The following is a 25,962-nucleotide window of genomic DNA, read 5'->3' as shown; positions in this document are numbered from 1 at the left end:
ATGCAAGCATTCAAAAGCCGGTTCACTTCCTCTCTCTTAATGGTTCTCAGCCTGCTGTCAGCGCAGCAGGTCCGAGCAGAGCAGATCGCAACGACTGGCGATGCGAATATTGTTTATCTGATGCCACTAGAAAACGGCACCTCAGAACTCACCTTGGTTTGGCCAATTGATCGGCCAACAACAGAACGGGTGGCCGCGTTGCGCGCTGGTCTCGCAAGTATCGTGTCAGGAGGAACATCAAGCCGTTCCTCCCACAAAATTGCTAAATACAAGCAGTTGAAGGGGATCAGGTATTACGTCGAAACAAGTCGCCATAGTCTGATGCTCACTGTTTCGGCGCCAAATGAAGTCTTTCCAGAGACCATCGTCCACCTCGAAAATCTATTGCTTGAGCCGGAATACTCCGACGGCTGGTATGCAAGAGAGCTGCGGTATTCCAGCCCAATCAAGTCTACCAGGACCAGAATGCCAGAACATGTTCTGGATGAAGTGGCGGATTTCCTAGAGTACGAACCTGACGAAGCAGAAACCGAGGTTTGGGATGGCCAATTTCGTTTCGGTCAACCCATTCAGGCAATCCTAAGATCTGGAGATGAAGAAGTAGAACGCCGCACCATTCGACTGGTTAACAATCTTCCCCGCCCGAAGGGAAAGTGGGAACTGCCTTTTGCAAAATGGGCTGAAGCGTTGATTGGCACGGATGTGGATGACTTCACCCTTCCAGCGGGTGTCATTCACTTTGCCGATCCCGACTCTTCCGAGATGCTGATCCTTTTTGTCAAAGCAGAGGAGTTTGCGGACGAGGCTGACCAAGTTGGAACAAATGTCTTGGTGGATTACATTGGCGCAAACCAAGGGTCTGAGATGTTTCGGATAATCCGCCAGGAAATGCGTGCGGCTTACGATCCACGTTCAGATTTCGTTGTCATGGGGAAGAGAAAGGCGATTATCTCACTGAGCGCAACAGTTGAGGCGGTAAGATGGCCAGAGATCTATGAGAAAATAAAGGAAATCTATCAGAGTGTCCGCAGCGGGAAGATTGAACAAGAAGGTTTAGAGATTCAGTTCGGTCAGTTGGACCGGGCTTACTATCGCGATTTTTTCACTGAGCCTGTCTGGGGAACGCGGCAATACCTGCACGAGTACCCCGAGGGCGCTGACGGGACTATCGAAATTCCACTTTTTGGCGTGTTCCAAACACTGTCATTGGAGGAGACGGCAGCAATCTCACATGAGCTTTTGCCGCCTTTGGAGGATTTCCTTCTTATTCTGATCGGAGGAGGAAACTCTCCTCTGGACCCCTTGCAATCAAAAGGTTTCTGCTCGATGCCGAAAAGCACCCCATTGAGGTTTTGCCTTGATGTGCTTTCGAATGCTGAAAACCTATAGGTCAAATGCAATTGTAGTTGGCCTTTAAAAGGAAGCACTAGCCCCTGCAAAGCTCAATTGCCGCGCAAAGCAGTCATAAGTGTTTAGTGCTGTATTGTGCAAATTGGGCGCAGAGCCAGGTTTCGCCGCTTGCGGCGCCAAAGTTCGCTCCTGCCATGCGAACGACAGTACATCGACCGTGACAGTGGAAGATAAGAGGCTTGACCTATTCTGCCGATGGCTGGTTCCGTTCCATCTGCGCCAAGTTGCCTACTGCATTGGCAATCGGCCGCAGCGAGCCCATAGCGTGAATACGATTTTCACGCTGCGCGTGCTCGCAACGCCAATTTCACTCCGTCGTCTTTGTGTCCCATGCTGGGCATCCAGCATTCGACTTGGAGCACCTGCCACAAAACGACTCAGCGGATCACGTGGACAGAACAATTGGCGTGGTGAACGACCCGGTTCGCAGTCGACCCAATAAACATGTTCTCGATCCCCGGCTTGTGTGAGGCCAGCACTATGCAATCGATGCCATTTTCATTTGCGAAATCAACGATCGCTCGGCCAGCGCTCCCCGAGATAAGCCGCGGTTTCGCCCCCGGTAGCTCTGCAGCGTTCCGATGTAAGCCTTCCTGAAGCTCTTTTCGCGTGTTGGCCAGAACTTCCTCGGGTATCTGGGATGCCACATATGCAGGGATCGGCTCCTGCACATGGAGCACTGTGAATTCCGCATCGGCACTCGCCAGCAAACGAGCAGCTTCAAATGAGGCCTGTGTATCGTGATCGTTGTCCAGCGCGACTGGAATCAGAATGTTCTTATACATGTTAGTCACCTTCGATTGCTCCAGCTACGATCATTCCGGCCTCCGCGGTGATACGGCACTCTAAACCGGTTCGGATTTCGAAGACCTACCCGCTTTCTTTGCTGTGCTTGCAACATCATCTATTGTTTTTTCCACAGCTTCGGCTTCGGTTTCCGCTGCAAATGCTGCACATCGGGCAACTGTTTCGAACCATTCCTGAGCGTCAGCCACGAGCCGTTCGGCTGAATGCTTCTGCCACTCTGCTATGAATTGCAGTGCTTTCGCCGGATCAGTCGGGTCTGCAGCAGACGCCGAGCGCGCAGCTTCTAGCGCGGTTCGAACAGCCTCGTGACGCCTCTCAAACCAATGTTGAGCAAAGGCCTCTGCCTCTTTCAGTGATTTCTCCTGCGTGTCCCAGAATTGCTCAAGCTGAGCGCCTAAAACCGGATTGGCCGTAGTAGTCGGCTGCATCTGCTTGAAAACATCAACAAGTGGGTTGGAGTAACTTGATTTTGGCTTCTCTTCAGGCATCGGAGATTCCTCCTCATCTTCCCAATGCTGAATGTTACCAAATCCCGTAGAAAATAACCTTAATGTAGATCAACCGGCGTCAAGAAACGTGGGCAGTGGTCCTCTACAATCTAATGGCAGCATTTGTACCAACCTACTCGATTTGAAGAGACTCCAGATAATAGATCACATTTGCCAACGGCACACCTGCGAACATCGGCTGGCCGTCAGGCATGGTCAGCGCAACTTTTTGGTCCGAATCCAAAGCTGGTCCAAAAATGGGCATTTCTCCGCCATGCGCGAGCAATGGTGCGCGACCATCAATTTGACGCGCCACCGCCTCAATCGGAAAAACGCCGTCGTTTTGGGCCGCAAGCCTGGTCAGATCAGGTGTCCTTATTGCCAGCATCTCCGCCATTGGACCATCCCCAGTGGCCTCAAATCCATGGCACTGCCAGCAATAGGTTCTGTAGAGATTGTTTCCGTTTTGAAGGTCAATATCCTGCGCCAGTGCAGCACTTGCAGCAAATATTGACAAAAGAAGTCCGCGATAAACTGGCATCTGTTCCTCCTCGAACGTCAGCATTTCGCGTTTAGACTACGCGGTATTGAGCGAACGCTTCATTGATCTCGCTCATATTCAGCCTTTGAGTACCAGCTGGGAAAAACTGCGACGAAAGTAAGTACACTACAGTCGGTTCCGCTTGGCTGGTCGGTTCTTGGCGACCAATGACATAGATCAATTCAAAAAGGTACATTACATAGTAAAGCATGAATGTTTCAGCGGGATTGCCGTTCATCACCTGCATCCAAATCAAACATGGTGATAAGCGGAATTGCAAAAGCGTGGAAATTCCACCGCAAGGGCTCGGAATGAATGGTGGCGAGCCCCTCGTTAGTGACTGGTGTACTTAACCGCGCTGTAGCTTCGGTACACAGGCGTTTGTTCATTGAGGAGTGAAGCCAATGCATACGGCCGATCCACCGACACCTAAACTCCGACGCGCGCTTACTGCCCCGTTGCTTACGCTTTACGGGCTAGGTGTCACCGTCGGTGCGGGAGTCTATGTGCTTGTCGGTGCTACCGCCGAGGTCGCTGGTCCTTACGCCACTGTTTCGTTTCTCATTGCAGCGCTCGTCGTTTCGCTGACGGCTTTGTCGTACGCCGAACTCGCGACACGTTATCCCGTAAGCGCGGGAGAAGCGGCATACGTCGAAGCGGGGTTTCAAAGAAACTGGATTGCCGTGTTGGTGGGTCTCGCCGTCGCTGCTTCGGGAGTGATATCGGCTTCGGCCGTTGCGATTGGAGCGGCCTCTTATCTTCACACCCTGACCAACCTTGGCACCACGTTGCTTACGATCGGCATCGTGTCGGTTATGGGACTGATTGCACTCTGGGGCATTGCGCAATCAGTATTTGTGGCTGCAGTGATCACAATCATCGAGATTTCGGGGCTTCTGTTTGTGATTGGCTGGGGCATGTCCGTGCAGGATCCGCAAGGCTATGCGTTCAGCGAGACGATTCCAGGTTTTGAGATCAACGCTTGGCGGGGCATTTTCGCGGCGTCGCTTCTGGCTTTCTTTGCCTTTGTTGGATTCGAGGATATGGCAAACGTCGCCGAAGAAGTAAAAGACCCAGTTCGCACAATTCCCAAGGCAATTCTGCTGACGCTCGTTCTGGCGACGGGTCTGTATCTGGCGACCTCAATTACGGTCCTGCTTGTTGTTCCTATCGATACCTTGTCGACGTCGACTGCCCCGCTTGCTTTGGTTTTTTCAAATGCACCCGAAGTAATCAAACAGGGGTTTGCCGCAGTCGCAGTCGTTGCAACAGTCAATGGCGTCCTGATCCAGATGATAATGGCGTCGCGGGTAATCTACGGCCTTGCCGACCGGGATCATCTGCCGAAAATACTGGCGAGTGTCCCGCAGGTAACCCAGACACCAGTCGTCGCAACCCTGCTGGTTGTGGCGCTAATCCTTCTACTGACCCAAACACTGCCGATCGGCACCCTAGCAGAACGCACATCTCAGATCGTCTTGGGGGTGTTTGTTCTAGTCAATTTCTCGCTGATCTTTTTGAAGTTGAAACCGGATTCAACCCGACAACATTTCCACGTACCTCTTGTCGTGCCAATCCTTGGTGTGCTGACCAGCACCCTGCTTTTTGGCGCCGGGTTTCTTTGAGAGAAAATCCGACGGCGTTAGGTCGCCAGAACGGGATCCGAATGACTTATGAACACTGATCGACCTACACTTGGAAGGCGGCTATCTGAATGGTGGCACCGGACATTCGTTGATCTGGTCGCGCAACTACAGTGGTCCTACATGCCACCGTTAATGGTGTACTTCGCGGCCGGAGTTTCGGGACTGACATCCGTCGTTGGCGCGTTTTTCCTCAAGGACTATCTGAATCTATCTGCTGCTTTCGTGGCGGGCTTGGCATTTTGGGCCGGTCTGCCCTGGATTTTGAAAATGCCGCTTGGGCATCTGGTGGATCTGTTCTGGCGTTGGAAATCGCTGCTGATATTGGTTGGCGCGTCTCTTATCACGGCCTCGTTGCTTATCATGTATGGACTTGTGACCGCGCCTGCCCAGATGGCCGGGGCCATGCTGCCTGAGCATTGGTATGTCGTTGCCTTGATCCTGGCACCTTCTGGTTATGCCATTCAGGACGTCGTGGCAGATGCCATGACGGTCGAAGCGGTACCACAAACCAACCAAGACGGGTACGCGTTTACGCATGAAGAAGTTCGTGCCCGCCACACTACCATGCAGACCCTGGGCAGGATTGCGATCATATCCGGGTTTGCGGGAGTCGCAGCGGTTAACATCTGGATTTTTTCGGGCGCGGAGGATCTGGATAAAAGCGATCGTTTGGTTCTCTACGGTCAGGTCTATCTCGTCGCTCTGGTTGTCCCCTTACTGTCGATCAGCGGAGTGGTTCTTCATGCTCTGATACAGCGTCGCCTCGTTAGTCTTGGGCACCTTCCACACAAACCGGATCAAGCCACCGAAGTAAGGTGGCCAATACTGCTGGGAGGTCTCGCGTTTGTTGTACTCAGCGTTGTGTTGGGAACCGCAAATTTCGCCTTTGCGCAAGAAACTGTTTTTGCGGTTTCGCTCACCGTCATTCTCTATCTCATGTCACGGCTGCTAAGGGAACTGGAGTCGAAACAGGCCAAGGTTCTGATCGGGACGGCGACAATCATTTTCGTTTTTCGCGCGGTCCCGTTGCCTGGTCCGGGATTGACCTGGTTCGAAATCGACGAGCTTGGGTTCGACGAACAGTTTCTGGCAATTCTGGCGCTCCTGACCTCACTACTAGCACTGCTTGGCCTGATCATCCTCAGGCCGTTTATGGCCAGTCGTTCCATCGCGCAGGTGGTGGTACTGCTCACCATTGCCGCCGGAGTGCTGGCCCTGCCTAACCTTGCTTTGTACTACGGAGTGCATGAATGGACGGCCGCGCACACAGGCGGGGTTGTGGATGCAAGGTTCATCGCCATACTCGACACAGCCGTCGAGTCACCGCTGGGTCAGATCGCGATGGTCCCGATGCTGGCCTGGATCGCACGCAACGCCCCGACACATCTCAAGGCGACCTTTTTTGCTGTCATGGCGTCTTTCACCAACATGGCATTGTCGGCAAGCAGCTTGGGCACAAAATACCTAAATCAGGTATTTGTCGTGACACGTGTCGTGACCGAACCCAGAACGGGTTCAGTTGCATCCATCGCTGACTATAGCCACTTGGGGAATTTGCTGATTACCGTGGGCCTGATCTCTGTCATAGTCCCACTGATTATGGTTTTTCTTGTGCAAAATTCACCATATCGGACAGGCGAATGAATACGCGGATCAATCGCTTTCATTGAGAAGTGTCTTGAGGTGCGACACCGGAACGCCAATATTCGAACCACCAAACTCGGGTAAGATCGCGGCGTTGATCGCAACCACCTTACCGTTTCGGTTCAACGCAGGTCCCCCGCTTCCTCCATTTGTGGTCTCTGCATCATAAACAATGGCGCCGGGACTGGTCTGGGCTACGATTCCCCGGCTGGCCAGGGGCCGGATTTTATTTTGTTCCGAAAGATGGGTCGCAATTGTCCAGAAATCCACGGCGCCTTTATTTTCTAGCGTTTTCAGAAAGCCCGGACCGGCCTGTGCGATAAGAGCCTTCAGGCCGGTTGGATATCCAAGCAGGAAAACTTCCTCTCCCGCTCGCGGCGGCTCATCTGCAAGTAACAGCCCAAGTCCCCGAACGCGTGTGGAGTCGATAGAGAGAAGCGCCAGATCTGCGGTTTCGCTTGCTTTATGCAAGACAGCCTTAATTGGTACAGTTTGATCAGGCAAATAGACCAGCAAACTCAGCATCTCGGCCTCCAGCGCTGCGGCCTGAAGGGCTTGTGCACGGTCGCCAGTGGTCCAGGGCAAGGCGACATGACGGTTGGTCACCAACAGAGGCGGGTCCTGTAGAAGAAACCCGGTTCCGGTAAACTGAAACTCAGCAGGTTCGCCCATCGCATCTGGTTCGAGCCACGGTTGTCCAAATGGCGTTTGCAGATTCTTTCCATCGGGGCCAACCACATGCCGCAGCAATTTCCCGCTTTTGATCTGCCGCAATCCATAGGCGCCCTGGACGAACGCGACGGAACGTGTAGAGGCTGTGATAATCCGCGTTGATGCGCCTGCGCGTTCCTCCAGCGAGCCAAGACGCTGCTCAGTGGACAGCACCTGACTTTCGAAAGCATCTTTGAGTGCACCCAAATCCTCTGGCGTCAACGAGTCTTCCCGGGTCTGTGCCAGCATAACGGCAACCGCTTCGATCTTATGGGATTCTCGTTCCAGGCTGTCCGCCAGCTTCCTGTCGTTCTGAAACAGTAAATACCCAAATACGGCGATCAGAAGGATTGCGCCAATAACGGTGATCCTGAAGAGAATTGTGGTTTGTGATGCTAGCCGACGCCCACTGTCGCGTAGTGCACCGGAAATTTTTCTTGGAAAGGGTCGACGGCTTGTTCTCGCATATGCGTACGCGTCGCTTAGGATATCCTCGACCGTGCGATGTGCAGGGAATGAGTGGTCGCACACCCTGTAGCGGGACATCGGGCCTTTTTCGCCGAATTCGATCATGTCGCCGTGCCTGAGGTAAGCCGAAGCGACCTTGTGACCGTTGACCCAGATATTCCGATCAGACAACGCGTTTAACGTGTAACCGTCATCTGACCACTGAAGAGTCGCAATGTCTTCGTCATAAGCTGGCACATCTTCTTTCGGTCTCAGCCTCAAGGTACGGTCCGGACTGACCGAGGCCGACACAGCGTTGTCGGCAAGCCAGACTACGGTCCCGCGGGACGGGCCGGTCAAGCTCTCCAGGAATGCACGGACATTACCTGTATCAACTCCTGTGTCGCCTTGGTCCGGTGTCCGCATGGCCCATCTCTGTTTAATAGCGCTATACCCACTCTATCATGGGCAACCTCGAAACTTCCACGTTTGGCAATAAAGCACACATTCAGAGTATGCCCGGGAGCGGTTCTCCGGCGGTTAATTGTTACCGTCGAGTTAATTGCAAATAGGTGATGCTATCAGGAGAGGTCCAATCACCGACCGACCAGCCTTCTGTACATGTTGACCCGATCTTGGTGAACGTGCGTGCGCTTCAAATTTGCTTACTTGGATGAGACCTTGATCTTTCGGCTGGGATCCTGAGGCTCGGTTTTTGGCATGTTGATGTGCAAGACACCCTTCTCGAACGCGGCGGAAATCTTCTCGACGTCATCTGCATTCGGCAGCGTCATCGCTCGGGCGAAGCTGCCACAGCACCATTCACTAACACGCAGATCACCTGTGTCATAATGCGAGATCTTCTTCTGGCCACGTAGTGTCAATCGATGGTCCTTGATTTGGATGTTTTGCGGGGACTGTTTGCCTTCAAGCATCTGAACCTCCTCCTTTAATGCTATAACGGCGAGGCAGTATTATGCCAAATTACGGGCGCGGCCATTGATCTTACGCAAGCGGGTGCTCTGTCAGCCGCCTAGTTTGGCTCAGGTGCAAAAACTTAATTAGGTCTCTTGCGCAACCGAGCGTCTAAAAAGCAGCAGACTTGTTGCCAGAAGGATCGCGCCCAAGCACGCCATCCATACGAACTCTGCCCAGACTGTCTCGATCCCGGCACCTTTGAAAATGATGGACTGACTGGCTGACATGTAGTGGCGGGATGGGAGGATAGATGTTCCGATCTGAAGCCAGCCAGGCTGCCCTTCGATTGGCGTCTCTCCTCCTGACAGCATCAACATTGGAAGCACCGTCAGCATAACCAAAAGTGCGAATTGAGCCATTGAGCGCGCAATCGTCGCAAGAAACACCCCAAGCGCCGTCGCCGTGAAGAGAAAGAGAGCTGTGCCAATTAAAAACAACACCTTCGATCCCGCAATGCTGATCCCCAGGAAGTCTTGCATAACAAAGGTCAGCGATAGGGCGGTCGCTACCAGAACCACCGCCGCGTTTGCCCAGATCTTGGCGACCGCAATGTCAAATGGAGTAAGCGGCATCGCCAGCAGGTGTTCGATTGTTCCATGCTCGCGCTCACGGATCATGGCAGCACCGGTAAGGATTGTGGTCAGCCACATGATCTGGCCGATCAGCGCGACGATACCGGCGAAACGAACAGTGTCGCGGTTTGGATTAAATGCGCTGCGCACAATGATATCGATGGGCGGCGGGTCTAACAATTCTGCACCGATGGCAAAGCGCCGGATCTCGGCGCTCAAGATATTGATGATGTAGTTCGCTCCAATTCCGGCCTGCTCCATCGCTGTCGCATCGATCAAAACCTGAATTTCAGGCGCGCGCCCGGCTCGAACATCTTTCTCGAACCCTGGGGGTACTGCGACTACAAACAGGAAATGCCCTGCATCCATCTTTTCGGCCCCGGTACCCGGTGCGATCTGGACAACGGGTTGGAATTCAGGCGGAAAAAACGCTGAGGCAAGCGAGCGTGAAAGAGGCGAGCCATCCTCGTCGGCAAATGCAATGGATGCATTGTTGACCGAGTTTGAAACGCCCGTAGCCTCCATTACGGGCGCCAGCGTGAATGACCAGACAAGCAGCGCCATCATCACCCAGTCGCGCCGAAGGCTCATCATTTCTTTCAAACCAAGCCAGAATATGCGGGACAATCGTTGCATTCACTTCTCCTGCGCTCGGAGTAACAGTGCAGCGATCAAGGTTAGCGCGGGCCCGAAACAGGCTAGGGCCAGAAGGTCGGGGGCAAGTGCATCCCAGCTAAGACCTTTGGTGAACGCGCCGACGTTTAGATGCAGGAAATATGATGAAGGCCAAAGCGATCCAATCGTCTGAGCGCCGCCTTCCAACGTCGAGATCGGTTGTAGCAGCCCGGAGAATTGAATGGTCGGCACCACCGACGCGATAGCGGTGGCAAAAGTTGCGGCCACCTGGCTCGACGTTATAGTCGCAATAAGCAGTCCATAAGATGTGGTTGCCCAAACATATAGGAAAGCACCAATTGCAAGCGGCACCGGATTTCCTTTTAGGGGCACGCCAAAAATGAAGATCGTCATCGCTGCCAAAAGTAGGAAATTGACGAACGCTATCACAATGTAGGGGATCTGTTTGCCAACCAGAAATTCGAGCCGCGTCGTTGGCGTTGCGTAGAAATTGGTGATCGTGCCCAACTCTTTCTCCCGCGCGACACTAACAGCCATCAAAACGGCCGGCAGCATTATCAACAGGATCGCAGGCATGGCAGGGGCCATTGCAGCGATACTTTCAAAGCTTTGATTGTATCGGAAGCGCGGTTCGATGCGGGCGATTTCGACCGACTGCTCGCCACTTTGGCGGGCCATTACTTCCAGAAACGTACTGTGAAGCCCGGCCACATAGCCCTCTATTGTCTCACCCTTGAACGGTATCGCACCGTCCACAATTGCCAAGACTTCAGATGGCTCGCCGGCGCGCAACTTGCGACCAAAATCGGGTGGGAGTTCGACAACCAGCGAGATGTCTCCTTTGGCCAACCGCTCGCGGCCGTCTTCAAAACTGGCCAGAGGCACCGTGGGGTTGAAATAGCGGGAACCAGAAATCTCGGCGATATAGGTACGACTCTCAGGCGATTGAGACAGGTCGAGCACCGCGAAATCCAGGTCTTCTATGTCCAAAGTGATCCCATAGCAAAAGACCAACATCAGGATCACCGAGCCAAGGAAAGCAAAAGCCAAACGGACGCGATCGCGCAGAACCTCGGTTGTTTCGCGCCGTGCATAGGCCAGTATGCGCCCGATACTTCCGGCAGCGCCCGGGTTGACAGCATCAACCGAAATTTTGGGTGCTGCTACCGGCTCAGGCGGCTCGACGGCCTCCAGGACAGAGATGAACGCACCTTCCAGACTGTCCGACTGCGCCGTTGCGATCAACTCATCTGGTGTACCTTCAGCTAATACCCGGCCTGCATGCATGAAAGAAACGCGATCACAGCGCTCTGCTTCGGTCATGAAATGTGTCGAGACGAAAATCGTTACATCATCGTCTCGCGACAGCTCGATTAACAGCGCCCAAAACGAGTCGCGCGCCTCGGGGTCCACGCCCGAGGTTGGCTCATCCAGGATCAACACCCGAGGCCTGTGGATCACGGCGACGGCAAGGGAAAGACGCTGCTTGATACCCAGCGGAAGCGCCGACGCCAGCGTGCCCCTATGTGCCTTCAGGCCGAAACGTTCGGCCAATTCATCAATGCGTTCCACACGATCCTTGATCGCAAAGATACGAGCGTGCAACTGGAGGTTTTGTTGAACGGTCAGCTCACCATAAAGCGAGAATGCCTGGCTCATATACCCGATCTCGCGGCGCATCCTTAGATCGCGCGCATCCACCGGTCTGCCGAACAGCAGCGCCTCTCCCTCACTTGCTGGCAGAAGACCTGTCAGCATTTTCATGGTGGTTGACTTGCCGCAGCCGTTTGATCCGAGGAAGCCAAAGATTTCGCCTCGGTGGATCGAGAATTCGACGTTGTCGACGGCAGTAAAATCGCCAAAGCGCCGGGTCAACCCACGCGCCGTGATCACCGGGTCTGCACCTTGATGATGCATGGGTACCTTGTTCGACACAAACCGGGGTTCTCCTCGCGCCTGTAGCTGCCTGTAAGATGTTTCAAGATCCCGGGCTTTACCCTTCAGCTTGGCAGGGGGGCCGTGAAATATCACCCGACCGGCATCCATCGCTACGATAAAATCGAATTGTTCGGCTTCCTCCATATAGGCCGTTGAAACCAGTATGGAGAGACCGGGCGTTTCTTCTCGGACCGCGTCTATCAGCGCCCAGAATTGGCGCCGCGACAGGGGATCAATTCCGGTCGTCGGTTCGTCCAGTACCAGAAACTTAGGGTCGTGGATCAGCGCACAACACAGTCCAAGTTTCTGCTTCATTCCGCCCGAAAGTTTGCCCATAAGCCGGTCCGAAAAGGGCGCAAGTCCGGTCGCTGACAGCAAGGCCGCGATCCTGATTTCACGTTCCTGTTGCCCCTGTCCGAAAAGACGTGAAAAGAACTCGAGATTCTCACGCACAGACAGTTCCGCGTATAAGTTGCGGCCCAACCCCTGCGGCATAAATGCGATCGCCGGGCACACGCGGTGACGGTGCGCGCGGTCACCTATCGATCCCCCGAGAACATCAATTTCCCCGGACTGAAGTTGCTTTGCGCCGGTAATCAATCCCAGCAGCGTCGACTTGCCAACCCCGTCCGGCCCGATCAATCCGATAAGCTGGCCAGTTGGCAGAACCAGCGAAAGGTTATCCAACGCAACATGCTGTCGGTACGTGTGTGTGACACCGTTGATGCAGAAACCAGATGAGCCCCCCTCGGCGCTCATTCGAACAGCTCGGGTGGAATTCGTCTATCCAGATCGTCTGGCCACGCGCCATCGGAAGTAAGTCGGATCACTGCAATGCCGCGAAGGCCGGTCTTCACATGCTCAATCCGCGCCGTAACCAAATCCCTGGGAATGCGAACCCGAACGCGAAACACCAGCTGCTCCCGTTCGCTCAAAGTTTCTACCTGCTTGGGAGTGAATTGAGCTTCGGGAGAGACGAAGGTTACGGTTGCTGGGATGGCAAATTCCGGCAACGCATCAAGCACGATGCGCGCCTCGGCACCGATGGGCAATAGCCCCGCTTCGCGTGCAGGCAGGAAGACCTCCATATAGACGTTTTCCAAACTGAGTAACGTCAAGATCGGTTCGCCCGCTCCAACGACCTCACCGGGCTCGGCCAGTCGATACAGAATACGCCCCGGCATGGGAGCGATGAGGGAACCATCCTCTATTTGTGCCGCAATCCGGCGCACCTCGGCTTCTGCGGCGGCAATCTGGCTATCCGCCGTTGCAACCCGGGCCTTGGCCGCGCCCAGCACGGCATCCGCAACCTGAAACGCGGTTTCACGATCCTCAAAGACAGTCATCGAGATATTCTGACCGGCCAGCAACGCCTTTGCCCGGTCAAGCTCCTGCGAAGCGCGACGCTGCTGGCTTTCTCGCTGGATGACCACGGCTTCGGCTTCGGCCTTGGTTTGGCGCGCCAGCGCAACCTGGGCACTGGCACGGTCAAGGGCTGCAGATAATTCATCTGTATCCATTTCAACCAGCAGTTCACCCGAAGCAACCAGGCTGCCCTCTGCTGCTATGACCCGAGCAACGCGCCCGGCAAAGGTTGGAGCGATTTCTACTTGTTCAGCCTCGATCCGCCCATTGCCCTGTACAAACCCAGCCGGCAATTCATCACTGTCTTCTGCGACGAAAAAATAAACAGCTGCACCTGCAAGTAGGAGCGCTATGGCGATCAGAATTGCGCGTACGTTCTTTCTCATGGCCCCGCGCACATTAGTTAATTTTCTATTCTAATTTAGCTCGCTCTCGAAGTGATGCCTTGAGTTGGATCAAACAGGTTCTATCTGATGATTGTCCAAGTGCTTATCGGGTACGAAATTGAGGCACAGGTCTGGTTGTTGACCCACATCCATGGCCCAATGAGGCTTTCGGGGTGTGACTCTCTATGACGGCTGCGCCGAATTGGTCGCAATGATGCGCAAGGGCAAGCATCCCGTAGTCGAAATAAATGCCCAGTTGTCCATCTGTCGTGTCAAAGCTCTTACGAGTCACGCTTCCAACGTGCAGATAAAACCAACACTGCGTCAGCGTTGCTGGCTGTCTTTCCTACTTCGGCAACATGAAGAACTCTTCAAGTACAATTTTTCCATCTGCTACCGAATAGACTGCGATCTCGCTCAAGGTCATGTGTTGCCCTGTAGCCTTCTGCGTTACGTTAACCTTATATCGTACACCGAAGCGGTTTGGGGGATGAACATAGGGGCCATCCACGTCGAATTCGACGATTTCATGAGCTGCCAGCCAGTCCTCTCTTTTTCCCTTGATAGCATCCCGGCCCTTGGTGATGCGAAACTGTCGAACCGGAGGCACAACCGCCTCAATAGATTGAGCGTTTTCGGCATACATTTCACCAACGTTTGCAAGACCTCTGCGATCACGCATTGCCTGAACGAATGTTCGTCCAATCTCGACTAATTTTTCCATGATAGCCCCCCAATTTCAGCCTCAACTTTATCACATCATACCTTTGCCAATCTTGACAGGGATCAATAAAGTTAGAGGTTCGCGAAGGATTCAGATCGGGATCGAGAGGACGACTTGCACAGTGGAAATGAGCGGCCCAATTCCCGGCGCCGTCTTCAGCCAGTGCGCTATTAGACAACGCTTTCAGAACCAACTGTTTCCGATCATTTCTCTCGGGCGGGTGCTGAAATCGAAGAAGCGGATCTTACCGTTTGGATCCGCCAAGATAAGCAAACCAATAGGCCAAGGCAACTCCTCCCGCCCCGCCGACAATGTTACCCAGAGTGACCCATAGCAGATTGGCCGCCGCTGCGAAAACCGGCACAGTTGCTCCCGCAGCCCAGCCCTGCGGGAAGAAATACATGTTCGCAATCGAATGCTCGAGCCCCAGCAGCACAAATGCAGAGACGGGCCACAAGACCGCTAGAATTTTTCCAGCGACGCTGCGGGCGGCGAAGGACAGCCATACGGCAAGGCAAACCAGCCCGTTGCACAATGCGCCGCGGGCGAAAGCCTCCATCGGTTCCAACCCCGCTTTGGCATCGGCTACCCTTATGGCAGTGCTACCCATCGGCCCATCAAGCAAGCCGGTCAGGGCGAAAGCTAATGCAAGCCCAACGGCACCCACGAAGTTACCAACGTAGACGATGCCCCAGCTTCGGAAAAGCAGCCGCAGCGGTATCTTGCGATCGACCGCTGCTATCACCATCAGGACATTGCCGGTGAACAGTTCCGCACCACCTGTGATCACCAGGATAAGGCCCAGGGAAAACACTGCTCCTCCCAGAACGCGGATCGGCCCTGAAGCGCTGTCTGCCCCCGTGACCGCCATCGTATAGGCCGCTGCGCCAAACCCTATGAATGCTCCAGCCAGCATCGCAAGAACGAACATGGGTGCTAGTGGCAGCTTTGCCTTTGCGACCCCGGCAGTCTCAACTAACGTTGCAATTTCAGCGGGTTTATGAGCATCGAACAGGGCCGGGGGGTTCATGTGGCGCTCCAGAGTTGGCACGAGTTTACGTAGCAGGTAGTTTAAGCCTGTCTTCTGACCTTGAACTAACGCGCAAATAAAACCGGAAGCCTATCTGTTCCCTCTGAGTTCGGATAGTTCCACCTAACACAGTTTGGCGCGCGGTCATGGCCATAGGTACCCATGAGGTCTACTTCGGCTTCCGCTTTCGCGAGATCTCAACGCAGAACTTTTCGATCCTCATCGTTTAGCGCCGATTGGGGCCAAGTTTGAAATTCAGGCAACGGTTAAAACAGCACAAGTGGCATTCCGACTGATGCCTAGAGAGGTGCTCCCTTGAATGAGGCTACTAATGCTTCCCAATCCACGGCGGCCCGTCACAATCAGGTCAGCTTTGCATTGCTCGGCACATGCGATGATCTGGTCTACGGGATCACCGCGTTGGGTATACGTTTGCGAAACCGTCTGATTGTACTCTTTGGCAATCTCTCTACCAGCGGAAATGATCTTGTTTGCTGCCTGCTGCACCTCTTCGTCTGAAGGCATTGTCGTGACGGCGTGATAGCCAGCCAATGCGCCCATTGCGAACGCCACGGTTTGGGGCTGAGGTGTATGAACAAGGTGAATTTGGGAGCCATATTTGCTTGAAATATCACAGGCAACGCGCAGAGCTGCTTCTGACGCCTCAGATCCATCCAAGCCAACTACGATCTTTTTGAACATGTTGCACTCCCACCTTAGTGAGGGGTTAGTATGGGCGAGCTTGAAGTAGTTAACCTTGACTCAAATCAACACTTTTCACTGCAGGTTCGAGCGTAGTCGTCCGTCTATTTCCAGAAGAAATACGGTAACTGAACCAATTTTGAAAAATGTTAGGAGTTGCAAACGGGTCATCCCAGAGGGGCAACAGCGCATAATTGTTGCGAAAAACCTTGCGCAAACGCTGCATTTTTTCAAAGGGTATCAAGTTAAGCCCAATGATAAAGATCAAGGGAAATGGCGAGAAGAATTGCTATTAGGGGCGTGCGTTTCAGTTCGTTTGGCAAGGTTGGCAGATTGCCCACGACACGAGATTCAATCTTATCCCTTAGGAAAACAACGATGCCATCCTCTCCGCCTTGGGTTCGCCCAGTTACGATAGCCGCAGCACTCTTTGGTCTCCTTACAATTTTCTCAGGAGGAACAGCCCTGTTTGGGGGCGCTGCTGCCAGTGCTGCAGTCGGAGATGTAGTTCCATTCGTGCTTTGGTTCAATTTTCTGGCTGGATTTATCTATTTGTTAGGCGCTTTCGCGCTCTATAAATCCACAATCTGGGCACAACGAATTGCCTGGTTGCTTGGCTTATCTACGCTATTGGTGTTCGTTGTTCTGATACTAGTGGCACTTAGTGGAACGCCGTTTGAATGGCGAACGGTCGGCGCAATGACCATACGCAGTGCATTCTGGTTAACTGTAGCTTTCGCGCTTTCCAAAACCGCATAAGCCAGCCAACGGGTGCCTCACCCGCGCCCAAATAACTTGGCAAGACAGGCACTTTTGATTGGGATCAAGGGCCGAAACGAGCAGTTTCGACATAGTTGGTGCGTTTTTCGAACCGATTTGCAGAAGGATCGGAATGACTGTGCTGATTGCCTACGGTACCCTAGAAGGCCAAACGGCTAAGATTGCGTATTTTATCAACGATGTAGTCAGAGAAGCCGGCTACGAAACGAAGCTGATCAACGCCGGCGGTCACCCCCGCTGTCTGTCTCAGCGGCAGCTTGAATAGCACTTTGGTCGACAGGCAGAATTGAATCGTCGCATTCGAAAAGACCGGCTGTGACAAGGCCGACCTTCGTGCGCCGCGAGCCAGGTCATGTCCTTGTCCTGCCAGACAAGAAGTGAGCCGCGCTCCTTAGGCGCAGCATTGTAGTCGGACCAATTCGTGACGCGTTAACGGGCGGAAGATGGCTTACTCATCCACACCGTTTAACCTTATGGATTCGCGTTGTGAATCCCTCGCTGCGAGAGATATGCAACAACGCCCATGTTCGTGAGAACATAGCGGTCTAACTATCAGAAGGTAATTTAAGATGAGATTGATACTCGCGATTTTGCTTCCGTTTGTGGTGTTTTTCACGATCCAACGCCCTTTTCAGGGCTTTTTCTGCCTGCTCTGCGTATTCCCCGTGAATTGCCGCGTGAATCCCAATAAAGCTGCCGCCCAATTTTGTTGACAACGTGCATCCAGACCGATGGCCTCTAATCGCCGTGCCACAGGCTACTTGGCAGGAAGGCCAAACGGCAGACCTTCGCCGCGCATGCATCAACAAGACCTACAAACGGCGGCAATGCACTTGAAGCAGACCCTTAATCCAATATGCAGTGTTGTGGAGCTTTGGACAGTGGCCATACGGACAAAGCTGCCATCGGGAAATAAAATCAAAATGGCAGCATTTTCTTATATGGCGGTCAATGCCCCCCAGTTTGTCCACTCATACGCAACAACATTAACCGAACGTGAACAATGTATTCTCAGAGTGTTCAACCGTTATCGTTCATACTTCCTTACTCAGGGCCGATCAATGCGTGCCCGGATGCACTGAAGGGGAATAGCATGATCAATACTGCCAATGAGGGTGCGCCTAGCATTCCTACAGCAATGCAATCCTCGCGCACCGTCTCAGGCGGTGAATTGTCAAGCATCACGAATTCGAGCAACGGTCGCTTCCCTCCTATCGAAAATGCACTGTCTGAACTATTCAACAATGAGCGGCTAAAAGAGGCGAAACGAGGCGTCTGATCTCTCAACAGAACGTCTGCGTATATCCCAAGTCACGTGGTGTTGTCTGGGATGTAGTGAAACCCGCTCCGGATCGGAGCGGGTTTTTTTATTTGTGATGTTGTTATGCCTGCTGGCTCGGGTCTATTTGACCTGGTGATTGATTGGACAATCAGCAATCAGCTATCAAGACCAAGCAGAGTTTTTACGGCAGCTTCGACCTCATCCGTCACAGGCTTGTTGGCGGCAGCCTCCAACGCTTCACGCTCGGTCTGCGGTTGATTTTCTACAGCCTCAGTCAGCGCATCGACTTCTGCCACAGTATCGTTGTAGTCGACCGCAGCCTGCCGTTCAGCGCCTAGGTCTTCGGCCGTATCGAGGGCTCCCTGAAGTTCGTCATTGGCGTCCTTAAGCTCTGCTTCTATATCCGGATCTGTGCCCCCGGCATCGGCAAGAGCGTCCTCAAGCTCGTTCACGCGATCCTGCTTCTCCTGAACATCTGTCAGAGCCGCATCAAGGTCCTCTTCGATCTCAGAGACCGGGCGGTCCGGCGGGGTCATGCCATCCAGCTGTGCCTGTGTTTCCGCAAGCTCCTCGCGCAATTCATCTCCGGCCAGAACTGCGTCACGAAATGCGGCGATGCGGCCCACACGGGAATTAGGAGAGGCGTTCTTGAGAGCATTCTCATTAGCGTTGGCGGCGTTCAGAGCGCCTAGTTCAGATGGGTGCACGCCCAGCAGATCCGCCATCTTGTACCCTTTCGGTTTCGGGGCGGGGCGAATTGCTTTGGTCACCTGATCCACTGGTTGACTTTTGCGTACGGTCTTTACGGCTGCGGTTTTGGCTTTGGTCTTTTTGCCCCCAAACAGGTCTTTCAAGGAAAACTTGTTTTTTCCCGATGACTTTGACTTACCAGCGTTGGAAGATTTCCGGTTAGATTTTCCGGCCGCTTTATCACTATCGCTAATGGACGCACCAGATCCGCCATTACCGTTTCCACCACCATTGCCGTTTCCACCGCCATTGCCATTGCCATTGCCGCCGCCGTTTCCGTTACCCCCGCCGTTGCCTCCTTTGGCATAAGCAGCATCAGGAAACGCGACAGCTCCGACAATCGCGGTCGAGCCCAGCAGGGCGATGGCAATAGCAGAGGCTTTTAGCAGGTTGATCGGTTTGGTGTTCATAATGGTCCTCGTTCATCAGGTGCGATTCTCGTCTGTCACGGTAATCAGCGGCGAGCAGACGCAAAAACTGGGTGTCGAAAACAGAATCCGACACCCCTGATCTAAACCCATCATCGTTGAACCCACGCGTAACTGGCTGTTCACCGTAGGTTCACATAGAAATCGGTAGATTGAGCCGGCGTTTTCGCAGTAATGAGTGACAAGGATGAAAAAGCTTATTGCCATTGCCTGTCTACTTGCCTTTCTCCACCCCGGAGAGGGACAGGCTGCTGCACGTGAGTTGACGCAATCCGAGTTGCGCAAGGCGACAACCTCAGGCAGTGCCATTCGTTTGAAAAAAGTAATCAAAGGCGTTGAAAAGGCTTTTGGTGGAACGCCAGTTGACGCGCGAGCCTTTCAGGCTGACAGGCTATATTACCGTATTCTCGTCAAGAAACCGGATGGTAAAATCGTCAGTGTCATCGTCAACGCTCAGACGGGTGTTGTTGTGTCCAACCGATCCGTTGTTGGCCGCCAGATTTCTGAAGCTGCCCGCGCTGCGCCGGGTAAATCCGGCAAGGGCGCTTCGCAGGGGAAATCTGCAAACAAAGGCAACAGCGGCGGTAACTCCGGTGGCAATGGTGGTGGTAATTCCGGTGGTAACGGTGGCGGTAATTCCGGTGGTAACGGTGGCGGTAATTCCGGTGGCAACGGCGGCGGTAACTCCGGTGGTAATGGCGGAGGTAACGGCGGGGGCAAAAAGTAATGGTTATACTTCCATTTGCTCGCCTATAGTCCTTAAGTATGAGAGTATTGCTGGCAGAAGACGAACCGCACCTCTGCGAACAGATCAAAAAACTCCTGAACGCAGAAGGCCGCGTTGTGGATGTCGCCAATAGTGGGCTCGACGCCCTGCATCTGGGTGCGACCGAACCATATGACATGATCATCCTTGACCTCGGCCTTCCAGAGCGCGACGGCATTTCGATTCTGCGCGAATGGCGCAACGAGGGTGTCAAAACACCGGTGCTGATTCTGACTGCCCGCGATGGCTGGAGCGAAAGGGTCGACGGCCTGGATGCGGGCGCAGATGACTATATGACCAAACCGTTCCACATGCCCGAACTGGCCGCGCGTGTTCGCGCCATCCTGCGACGGCAAAGTGGACAGCTAAATCCCGTGATTGAAATGGGAAACGTCATTCTGGATACCCGTAACGGCCGGGTGACAGCCGATGGCGTGCCGGTTGACCTGACTGCTCAAGAAATCGCGGTGCTGACTTATCTGGCGCATAATTCTGGTCGGATGATTTCACGATCAGAACTTTCAGAGCATATCTATGAATACGATGGAGACCGGGATTCGAACACTATCGCCGTATTTGTTACCCGTCTGCGCAAGAAGCTTGGCACTGACCTGATCACAACGGTTCGGGGTCGTGGATATATGATCGATTCGGCCTGATGTTATCGCTGCGACAACGGGCATTGCTGGGGGGAATTGCATCTGGGGCAGTGTCTGTGGGCGTAGGCACACTGGCGGTTTTCTCATACATTGATGCACGGGTGTCCAACCGGTTCGACTCTGCGCTGCTGGATCGTCACACACAGCTGGTTGTCGGGCTGAATGTCACAACCGAAAACCCGGACGCCCTACGGGATCTGATATTTGACCCGGCTTATGGCACCCCCTATTCCGGACGGTACTGGCAGGTCAGCAGCGCCGACGGTGTGGTCTTCACCTCTCGCTCGCTGTTTGATGAGGTCATCGCGGAACCCCCCGGCATTCCCGATATCCCCACACTCTGGGACACAAGCGGCCCGGAGAATGAAGTGCTGCGCAGCGCTTTTCAGAAGATCACTTATGAAGATGGCACGGTATGGGGCGTCAGCGTCGCCGAAAGTCAGGCTCAACTCGTGGCCGAGCGGCGCGCGGCGCAGAAAAGCCTGCTGCCGGTGTTTGGCCTAGTTGGCCTGATCGGTTTAGCCGGCTCGTTGTTTCTGATTTCAGTTGTTCTGGGACCATTGCGAAAGCTGCGTACGGATGTGGCCCATCGCTGGGATCAAGACGAAGACCTTAGGCCAACAGATTACCCCGAAGAGGTCTCGCCATTGGTCGAGGACCTGAACCAGCTGTTGCGTCGGAACCGCGAGATTGTCTCGGGTTCGCGCCGCCAGGCCGCAGATCTGGCACACGCATTGAAAACTCCTACAGCCATATTGCGCAATGAACTTGTGACATTGTCCAACGCCGGAGCGGTGACAGATACCGCACAAGAGGCGCTGGACAGGATCGATGCTCAACTTGGTCGATCTCTGGCCAGGCTGCGGGCTTTGAACGCTGCTGACCTGACCCATTCGCGGACCGATCTGTCTAACTCCATCGAGCGCCTGGCGCGGCTGTTCTCGGCCATGGCGGACCGCGAAGGCAAATCGCTGCAGATCGATGGCGATCCGGGTCTTTGGGTGCGCATGGATACGCAGGACATAGAAGAGATTTTGGGCAACCTTCTGGACAATGCTGTCAAATGGTGTCGAAGCACGGTACGGCTGACCGCGAAACGTAAGCAGAAATGTATCGAAATCAGTATCGAGGATGACGGTCCGGGAATTCCAGAAGACGCCCACCGCGAAGCCTTGCGATCTGGCGGACGATTGGACACCTCGGTCGTTGGTAGCGGGCTTGGGCTGGCGATCGCGGTCGACTTACTGAAAGCCTACGATGCCAGATTAGATCTGGACCGCTCTGAATCGCTGGGTGGGTTGGTGTGTCGGATTGTGATCCCGACCTGAAGTCGCCCGGAATCTGATCTGCAAAGTGTCGTTTGAACAATTCGCAACTTTAACTACCGATGGGCCCGAACCTGTCGTCTGACGATCTCAGTAGGTGATCGGGTTGGTTCAGACCGCACAAAGTCGGCCTAATGGACAAATCAGGCGTTCGGCTAGGTTCACATTTTCAGAAAAATGAAGGCGCATTTTTTTGCGCATTGGATCGGGCGATCAAAAGTTACAGCCAAAATACTTCTGTGAAGGTAAACCGATAGGAAGAACTGCCGAAGACAATGTATTCAGTCAAAAAGCCAAATTGCTTAAGTGAGGGACTCTGTGACTTCTGAGAACACCGTAATTTACCTGTCTGACGACGACCTCGGGGGCTTAGGCATCCAACCTTCGGAAGTTGCCGATGCCATCGAGGCTGCTTTAATAGCCAAGGCAGACGGAAAGCTTCACACTTCTCCCAAGACAGTCATCTTGCCCGGCGATGGGCGCTACGCAATGTCTACATTGGCAATGGGAGATGATGGATTCATCGTGACCAAGCAGGTTACAGTGTGTCCGGAAAACCCGGCGAGGGGTCTTCCCGCGATAAACGGTGCCATCATGGTTATGGATGCGCAAACCGGACTACTTCGCGCGGTCTTGGGAGCGAATTGGATTACAGCAATCAGAACTGCGGCTCTGTCAGTGGTGGCAGCGCGTCGGCTTGCTGATCCTCATGCCGAGACGGTGGCTTTTGTGGGCGCGGGTGTGCAAGCTCACTCCCATCTAGCTGCGTTTTCAGAACTGTTTCCCTTGAAACGAATCCGCGTGTTCGGGCGTGGTAAAGAGAATGCCGACAAGCTTTGTCGTTATGCTAGGGGCATGGGTCTCGAAGCTGAAACATGCGCCAATGCCAAGGACGCTTTGAGTGATGCCGATCTGATAGTGACATCGATAACGTTGGACTACTCCATTAAACCCTTCTTGGATGCCCGATGGCTGAAGCCGACTGCCTTCGCAACCATAACTGATGCGTGCATCCCGTGGGTGCCGGCGCACATGATTGGTTTCAAAACGGTAATTGTCGACGACCGTTTGCAGGAGCTGGAAAGCGACAAGCCGATGTTGCCATACGAGCAAATTGCTGCCGACTTGACGGAATTGGTCGCTGGCAAAGTCGATGTCCGAGCACGCAATAAACCGGCGGCTTTTGCTTTCAGAGGGATTTCATTGGGGGATTATGCTGCTTCGGTCCTCGCAGTTCGCCGGTTCACCGAAAAACCCGTGAAGTGAGCCCAAAGACATGAACACCCACTTTGTAATTAGATACCGGAATGGTCGCTTTGGGCGCAGATACGCCATTCTCTGCGATCAGTTCAATTAGTTGGTCGCAGCCCAAAGCGGGCATTTGCCACTGAGCTTTGCAAATTCAACTGCGCGGGACGGGAGTTACTATTGGTGCTGAAGGTTTGAGCGCACGCTCCGAGCGCTTCGCCACGGCAAGAATGTAAGAAAGAAATTGACCGTGAAAAGCAAGGCGGCTGAAACAGCACTCTTTAAGGAAGCAGGCGCCACCGCACACTTTCGGGCAAAACAGGTTTAACCCAAGGTGTTGCCGGTGATGAAGGTGTACGAACTTTCGACCAGATCGATGACGACTTCCAACTCTTCTGGTGTGGTTGGAGTATAGATCATGACAAAGCCGCTCCATCCGGGGCGTTGATCAGCCCAAGGGTGAGCTACGGCCCAGCCAGCCTCAATTGCTTTTCGCGCCAATGCTGGGTCGAGCGAAGCGTGCAAGCTGCCATCAGGATGCATATGCGCAAACTCAAACCCACCGACGATAGAGCTCGGTCGAGACAACAACATGCCGGGATCAAGCTGAAAGCCAATCGCGCCAGGTAGTGATATGCGTGTGGGGCCAAGTGTGACCCCTGGGAATTGCGCAACTCGCTCCAGCAATAGCTGGGACAAATCGGCATCAATTTCGACACCAATCTGAGTATGCGGTACGCCGCTTGTTGTTTCCGGACGGGGCGAGGTGCGCTCCGGGAACGCGTACTCTTGCGCATATGCCAAAGGGCTCGTGACCGCCGCTACTGCGACAACAGCAAATATTTTCGGGAAAATATCCATATTGTTGGCGACCCCGTCAAAAGTTAAGAAAGAGCACTCCGTGCAGTATCAGAGCCCTTGCACACATCACGCAGCCTTTAACGCTTCGATATTGATCAAGAGCTCTATTTCGTCGCTCACCGCTGGCGCAAATGCCCCAAGTCCGAATTCAGACCGCACGATAGTCGCCGTGGCTGCCAGCCCCAAGGTTGGCGTGCCCTCTTTTGGGCCAAACGGGTATGGTGCTGACTTGTTAAGCGTTGTTTCCAGAACAACAGGTTTGCTGACGCCATTCATGGTCAGGTCGCCAGAAATATTCGCGGTGTTGTTGCCGGTCACTTCAATGCTGGTTGAGGCGAATGTGACTAGGTCACCTTCACTCGCGCTAAAAAAGTCATCGGACATGAAGTGTTGCAGACGGGCATCCCAGCCCGTGATCATGGATTTTACAGGCATAGACACTGTGACAGATGAGGCAGACGGATCATCTTCGTCGAACTCAATCTCACCGATAAAACCTGAGAACATTCCATATGTTTCTGAGAACCCGATGTGGTTGTAGCTGAACAATACCTGGCTGTGTCCAGGATCCAGCTCGTAGGTGCCACTCTCGGACAATGCGGTTGTCGCGCCCATCGATAAGAGTACCGCCAGCGGGGTTGCTGCCACTTTGAACATTGATACGCTCCCATTTTGACAAGACGTGTTTGCGAAATTGAATTTTGGGATTTAGTTTTAGCTTGCCATACTTTTAGGACAAAATGCTCTACTATGCAACAAAATGTTCTATAGGAGGGGTGATTGAAAGAAGATCCTAGGCTGATCGCCACACGACAGGCCGCGCTTGATGCTGCGCAAAAGATACTAATGGATGAGGGCGTGCTGCACGTAACTCATGGCTCAGTATCGAAGGCAACGGGCATTTCGCGCAGCACACTTTACAGACACTGGCCAGATGCGCGCAGTCTGCGTGATGCAGCGTTCAGGCGCATCGCAACACCGCCGAACATACCGCCCAAAACCGATGGCCCGCTACGATCTGACCTGCGCTGGCTACTCGGTGTACTGATTGGAGCCTTGAATGACACACCATGGGGCCAAATTGCGCCTCAGGTGGTCGCTGCTGCGTCCAACGATGCAGAAGCGAGGTTAGTGATCACTGAATTTATGAAAGACAGGTTCGCAAGTGTTGAAGCAGTATTTGCAGCCGCAATAGGCCGCGGTGAGATCACCGCTGACGTCCCGGTTGACCAACTCATAGAACTAGCAGTCGCAGCACCTTATTTCCGCAAACTCATACGTCACGAGGCACTGGACGAAGATTGGTTGGATCAACATGTTGATCTGCTTTGCAATATAGCGAAAACCAATTCGGGACATTGAACATCGCCTGAATTTGCAGACAAAGCGACCAAGAAGCCTAACGATCTCCAAGATCGCGGTGGGGCTACGTTCGCTGCGTGACATCAGCACGTCGCATGGTCAAAACGAACCGCTACTCACAACGTTGATGTCTGTACCCTGATTTGTCGCTGCCGCTCATTCCTATTGCAACATGAACACCTTGGGCTCAGTGTTGCCATTCTCCGCAGCAAGCATGATAGGCCGCTAGCAGCCCAAAGCGGACCTTCAAGACAGGAATTTGCAGTTTCGTTGATGCGAGCCTACCCGCCGTTCGCTACTCTCGCATAAAAAGCATTCACAGTCTCGGTTAGCGGCCATTCAACAACGCTTGCCATGAATTGACTTTTGGTGCGAAGGAAGCTTTCGCTTGGATCTATGTTAGCAACTGTATTTCTCAGGCAGGTTGAATGGCCCATTTCTGGCGAGCTTTGCACATTGCGTTTGCGATTGTGACA

24 protein-coding genes and 1 pseudogene are annotated in these 25,962 nt (G+C 53.6%); 8 read left to right on the top strand and 17 right to left on the bottom strand.

All coding sequences use genetic code 11. The features are described from left to right. Window positions 1-1,389 carry a peptidase M16 family protein gene (locus AC2FJ5_RS07080; protein WP_496792899.1) on the top strand — a complete coding sequence of 463 codons (1,389 nt, stop codon included), beginning with the start codon at window positions 1-3 and terminating at the stop codon, window positions 1,387-1,389. A gap of 398 nt (window positions 1,390-1,787) precedes the next feature. Here AC2FJ5_RS07080 and AC2FJ5_RS07075 read toward each other — a convergent pair whose 3' ends face one another. The 4 genes from AC2FJ5_RS07075 to AC2FJ5_RS07060 form a co-directional block, all read right to left on the bottom strand. Beyond that, window positions 1,788-2,195, bottom strand: a complete 408-nt coding sequence (locus AC2FJ5_RS07075; protein WP_496702420.1) for a universal stress protein — start codon at window positions 2,193-2,195, stop codon at window positions 1,788-1,790. 60 nt (window positions 2,196-2,255) lie between these two features. Beyond that, entirely contained in the window at window positions 2,256-2,705 is a 450-nt protein-coding gene (locus AC2FJ5_RS07070; protein WP_496792898.1) for a phasin family protein, read from the bottom strand. A 133-nt stretch (window positions 2,706-2,838) separates the two neighbouring features. Next, entirely contained in the window at window positions 2,839-3,246 is a 408-nt protein-coding gene (locus AC2FJ5_RS07065) for a c-type cytochrome (RefSeq protein ID WP_496792897.1), read from the bottom strand. A 31-nt stretch (window positions 3,247-3,277) separates the two neighbouring features. Further along, a complete protein-coding gene (locus tag AC2FJ5_RS07060; RefSeq protein ID WP_496792896.1) occupies window positions 3,278-3,493 on the bottom strand; it encodes a hypothetical protein in 216 nt (71 codons plus the stop codon). A 157-nt stretch (window positions 3,494-3,650) separates the two neighbouring features. Here AC2FJ5_RS07060 and AC2FJ5_RS07055 point away from each other — a divergent pair, with 157 nt between their 5' ends. Together AC2FJ5_RS07055 and AC2FJ5_RS07050 are read left to right on the top strand one after the other, a co-directional pair. Further along, a complete protein-coding gene (locus AC2FJ5_RS07055; RefSeq protein WP_496792895.1) occupies window positions 3,651-4,871 on the top strand; it encodes an APC family permease in 1,221 nt (406 codons plus the stop codon). A gap of 48 nt (window positions 4,872-4,919) precedes the next feature. Then, window positions 4,920-6,536, top strand: a complete 1,617-nt coding sequence (locus tag AC2FJ5_RS07050) for an MFS transporter (protein ID WP_496792893.1) — start codon at window positions 4,920-4,922, stop codon at window positions 6,534-6,536. 9 nt (window positions 6,537-6,545) lie between these two features. Here AC2FJ5_RS07050 and AC2FJ5_RS07045 read toward each other — a convergent pair whose 3' ends face one another. The 10 genes and pseudogenes from AC2FJ5_RS07045 to AC2FJ5_RS07000 all read right to left on the bottom strand — a co-directional run bounded on the left by AC2FJ5_RS07045 (window position 6,546) and on the right by AC2FJ5_RS07000 (window position 19,247). Then, window positions 6,546-8,120, bottom strand: coding sequence for a trypsin-like peptidase domain-containing protein (locus AC2FJ5_RS07045; protein ID WP_496792892.1), 1,575 nt, complete (start codon window positions 8,118-8,120; stop codon window positions 6,546-6,548). Window positions 8,121-8,359: 239 nt separating this feature from the next. After that, a complete protein-coding gene (locus AC2FJ5_RS07040; RefSeq protein ID WP_496690564.1) occupies window positions 8,360-8,629 on the bottom strand; it encodes an Hsp20/alpha crystallin family protein in 270 nt (89 codons plus the stop codon). Window positions 8,630-8,755: 126 nt separating this feature from the next. Beyond that, window positions 8,756-9,880 carry an ABC transporter permease gene (locus AC2FJ5_RS07035; protein WP_496792891.1) on the bottom strand — a complete coding sequence of 375 codons (1,125 nt, stop codon included), beginning with the start codon at window positions 9,878-9,880 and terminating at the stop codon, window positions 8,756-8,758. Further along, window positions 9,881-12,577, bottom strand: a complete 2,697-nt coding sequence (gene rbbA / locus AC2FJ5_RS07030; RefSeq protein WP_496792889.1) for a ribosome-associated ATPase/putative transporter RbbA — start codon at window positions 12,575-12,577, stop codon at window positions 9,881-9,883. Then, window positions 12,574-13,569 (bottom strand): HlyD family secretion protein, encoded by a 996-nt coding sequence (locus tag AC2FJ5_RS07025; protein ID WP_496702430.1) that lies wholly within the window; start codon window positions 13,567-13,569, stop codon window positions 12,574-12,576. The genes rbbA and AC2FJ5_RS07025 overlap by 4 nt, the downstream gene beginning before the upstream one ends. Window positions 13,570-13,915: 346 nt before the next feature. Then, entirely contained in the window at window positions 13,916-14,293 is a 378-nt protein-coding gene (locus tag AC2FJ5_RS07020) for a SnoaL-like domain-containing protein (protein ID WP_496701419.1), read from the bottom strand. Between the two features lie 244 nt (window positions 14,294-14,537). After that, the gene (locus AC2FJ5_RS07015) at window positions 14,538-15,323 is read right to left on the bottom strand and encodes a formate/nitrite transporter family protein (protein ID WP_496702432.1); all 786 of its coding nucleotides are present in this window, start codon (window positions 15,321-15,323) and stop codon (window positions 14,538-14,540) included. Between the two features lie 255 nt (window positions 15,324-15,578). Next, window positions 15,579-16,025, bottom strand: a complete 447-nt coding sequence (locus AC2FJ5_RS07010; RefSeq protein ID WP_496792888.1) for a universal stress protein — start codon at window positions 16,023-16,025, stop codon at window positions 15,579-15,581. Window positions 16,026-17,013: 988 nt separating this feature from the next. After that, window positions 17,014-17,261: pseudogene (locus AC2FJ5_RS07005) on the bottom strand (transposase); the annotation flags it as partial. Between the two features lie 981 nt (window positions 17,262-18,242). Beyond that, window positions 18,243-19,247: a hypothetical protein gene (locus tag AC2FJ5_RS07000; protein WP_496743107.1), complete on the bottom strand. Its 1,005-nt coding sequence runs from the start codon at window positions 19,245-19,247 to the stop codon at window positions 18,243-18,245. A gap of 205 nt (window positions 19,248-19,452) precedes the next feature. Between AC2FJ5_RS07000 and AC2FJ5_RS06995 the strand changes: the two genes are divergently transcribed. The 4 genes from AC2FJ5_RS06995 to AC2FJ5_RS06980 all read left to right on the top strand — a co-directional run bounded on the left by AC2FJ5_RS06995 (window position 19,453) and on the right by AC2FJ5_RS06980 (window position 23,281). Further along, the gene (locus tag AC2FJ5_RS06995; RefSeq protein ID WP_496693701.1) at window positions 19,453-19,992 is read left to right on the top strand and encodes a PepSY domain-containing protein; all 540 of its coding nucleotides are present in this window, start codon (window positions 19,453-19,455) and stop codon (window positions 19,990-19,992) included. A gap of 38 nt (window positions 19,993-20,030) precedes the next feature. Continuing rightward, window positions 20,031-20,690 (top strand): response regulator transcription factor, encoded by a 660-nt coding sequence (locus AC2FJ5_RS06990; RefSeq protein ID WP_142636050.1) that lies wholly within the window; start codon window positions 20,031-20,033, stop codon window positions 20,688-20,690. A gap of 56 nt (window positions 20,691-20,746) precedes the next feature. Further along, window positions 20,747-22,018: a sensor histidine kinase gene (locus AC2FJ5_RS06985; RefSeq protein ID WP_496792887.1), complete on the top strand. Its 1,272-nt coding sequence runs from the start codon at window positions 20,747-20,749 to the stop codon at window positions 22,016-22,018. 315 nt (window positions 22,019-22,333) lie between these two features. Then, on the top strand, window positions 22,334-23,281 hold the full coding sequence (locus tag AC2FJ5_RS06980; protein ID WP_496792886.1) for an ornithine cyclodeaminase family protein: 948 nt from the start codon (window positions 22,334-22,336) through the stop codon (window positions 23,279-23,281). A 306-nt stretch (window positions 23,282-23,587) separates the two neighbouring features. On the opposite strand, the gene AC2FJ5_RS06975 is transcribed toward AC2FJ5_RS06980, so the two are convergent. Together AC2FJ5_RS06975 and AC2FJ5_RS06970 are read right to left on the bottom strand one after the other, a co-directional pair. Beyond that, window positions 23,588-24,124: a luciferase domain-containing protein gene (locus tag AC2FJ5_RS06975; RefSeq protein WP_496792884.1), complete on the bottom strand. Its 537-nt coding sequence runs from the start codon at window positions 24,122-24,124 to the stop codon at window positions 23,588-23,590. 66 nt (window positions 24,125-24,190) lie between these two features. Beyond that, window positions 24,191-24,781, bottom strand: coding sequence for a YceI family protein (locus AC2FJ5_RS06970; protein ID WP_496792883.1), 591 nt, complete (start codon window positions 24,779-24,781; stop codon window positions 24,191-24,193). 123 nt (window positions 24,782-24,904) lie between these two features. Between AC2FJ5_RS06970 and AC2FJ5_RS06965 the strand changes: the two genes are divergently transcribed. Continuing rightward, complete coding sequence (locus AC2FJ5_RS06965; RefSeq protein WP_496792881.1) at window positions 24,905-25,486, top strand: TetR-like C-terminal domain-containing protein; 582 nt, start codon at window positions 24,905-24,907, stop codon at window positions 25,484-25,486. Between the two features lie 281 nt (window positions 25,487-25,767). Here the strand turns inward: AC2FJ5_RS06965 and AC2FJ5_RS06960 are convergent. Further along, window positions 25,768-25,962: hypothetical protein (locus tag AC2FJ5_RS06960; RefSeq protein WP_496792880.1), on the bottom strand; the 195-nt coding region annotated here is incomplete at its 5' end.

Source organism: Ruegeria sp. CDSA221 (assembly GCF_059611825.1).
Note: the sequence above shows the minus strand (reverse complement) of the source record. Positions and strands in the feature narration are given on the sequence as shown.

Bases quoted from the DNA above. Each gene is read 5' to 3' on its own strand.
- AC2FJ5_RS07080 (WP_496792899.1), top strand. From the start codon at position 1: ATGCAAGCATTCAAAAGCCGGTTCACTTCCTCTCTCTTAATGGTTCTC.
- AC2FJ5_RS07075 (WP_496702420.1), bottom strand. From the start codon at position 2,195: ATGTATAAGAACATTCTGATTCCAGTCGCGCTGGACAACGATCACGAT.
- AC2FJ5_RS07070 (WP_496792898.1), bottom strand. From the start codon at position 2,705: ATGCCTGAAGAGAAGCCAAAATCAAGTTACTCCAACCCACTTGTTGAT.
- AC2FJ5_RS07065 (WP_496792897.1), bottom strand. From the start codon at position 3,246: ATGCCAGTTTATCGCGGACTTCTTTTGTCAATATTTGCTGCAAGTGCT.
- AC2FJ5_RS07060 (WP_496792896.1), bottom strand. From the start codon at position 3,493: ATGCAGGTGATGAACGGCAATCCCGCTGAAACATTCATGCTTTACTAT.
- AC2FJ5_RS07055 (WP_496792895.1), top strand. From the start codon at position 3,651: ATGCATACGGCCGATCCACCGACACCTAAACTCCGACGCGCGCTTACT.
- AC2FJ5_RS07050 (WP_496792893.1), top strand. From the start codon at position 4,920: ATGAACACTGATCGACCTACACTTGGAAGGCGGCTATCTGAATGGTGG.
- AC2FJ5_RS07045 (WP_496792892.1), bottom strand. From the start codon at position 8,120: ATGCGGACACCGGACCAAGGCGACACAGGAGTTGATACAGGTAATGTC.
- AC2FJ5_RS07040 (WP_496690564.1), bottom strand. From the start codon at position 8,629: ATGCTTGAAGGCAAACAGTCCCCGCAAAACATCCAAATCAAGGACCAT.
- AC2FJ5_RS07035 (WP_496792891.1), bottom strand. From the start codon at position 9,880: ATGCAACGATTGTCCCGCATATTCTGGCTTGGTTTGAAAGAAATGATG.
- rbbA (WP_496792889.1), bottom strand. From the start codon at position 12,577: ATGAGCGCCGAGGGGGGCTCATCTGGTTTCTGCATCAACGGTGTCACA.
- AC2FJ5_RS07025 (WP_496702430.1), bottom strand. From the start codon at position 13,569: ATGAGAAAGAACGTACGCGCAATTCTGATCGCCATAGCGCTCCTACTT.
- AC2FJ5_RS07020 (WP_496701419.1), bottom strand. From the start codon at position 14,293: ATGGAAAAATTAGTCGAGATTGGACGAACATTCGTTCAGGCAATGCGT.
- AC2FJ5_RS07015 (WP_496702432.1), bottom strand. From the start codon at position 15,323: ATGAACCCCCCGGCCCTGTTCGATGCTCATAAACCCGCTGAAATTGCA.
- AC2FJ5_RS07010 (WP_496792888.1), bottom strand. From the start codon at position 16,025: ATGTTCAAAAAGATCGTAGTTGGCTTGGATGGATCTGAGGCGTCAGAA.
- AC2FJ5_RS07000 (WP_496743107.1), bottom strand. From the start codon at position 19,247: ATGAACACCAAACCGATCAACCTGCTAAAAGCCTCTGCTATTGCCATC.
- AC2FJ5_RS06995 (WP_496693701.1), top strand. From the start codon at position 19,453: ATGAAAAAGCTTATTGCCATTGCCTGTCTACTTGCCTTTCTCCACCCC.
- AC2FJ5_RS06990 (WP_142636050.1), top strand. From the start codon at position 20,031: ATGAGAGTATTGCTGGCAGAAGACGAACCGCACCTCTGCGAACAGATC.
- AC2FJ5_RS06975 (WP_496792884.1), bottom strand. From the start codon at position 24,124: ATGGATATTTTCCCGAAAATATTTGCTGTTGTCGCAGTAGCGGCGGTC.
- AC2FJ5_RS06970 (WP_496792883.1), bottom strand. From the start codon at position 24,781: ATGTTCAAAGTGGCAGCAACCCCGCTGGCGGTACTCTTATCGATGGGC.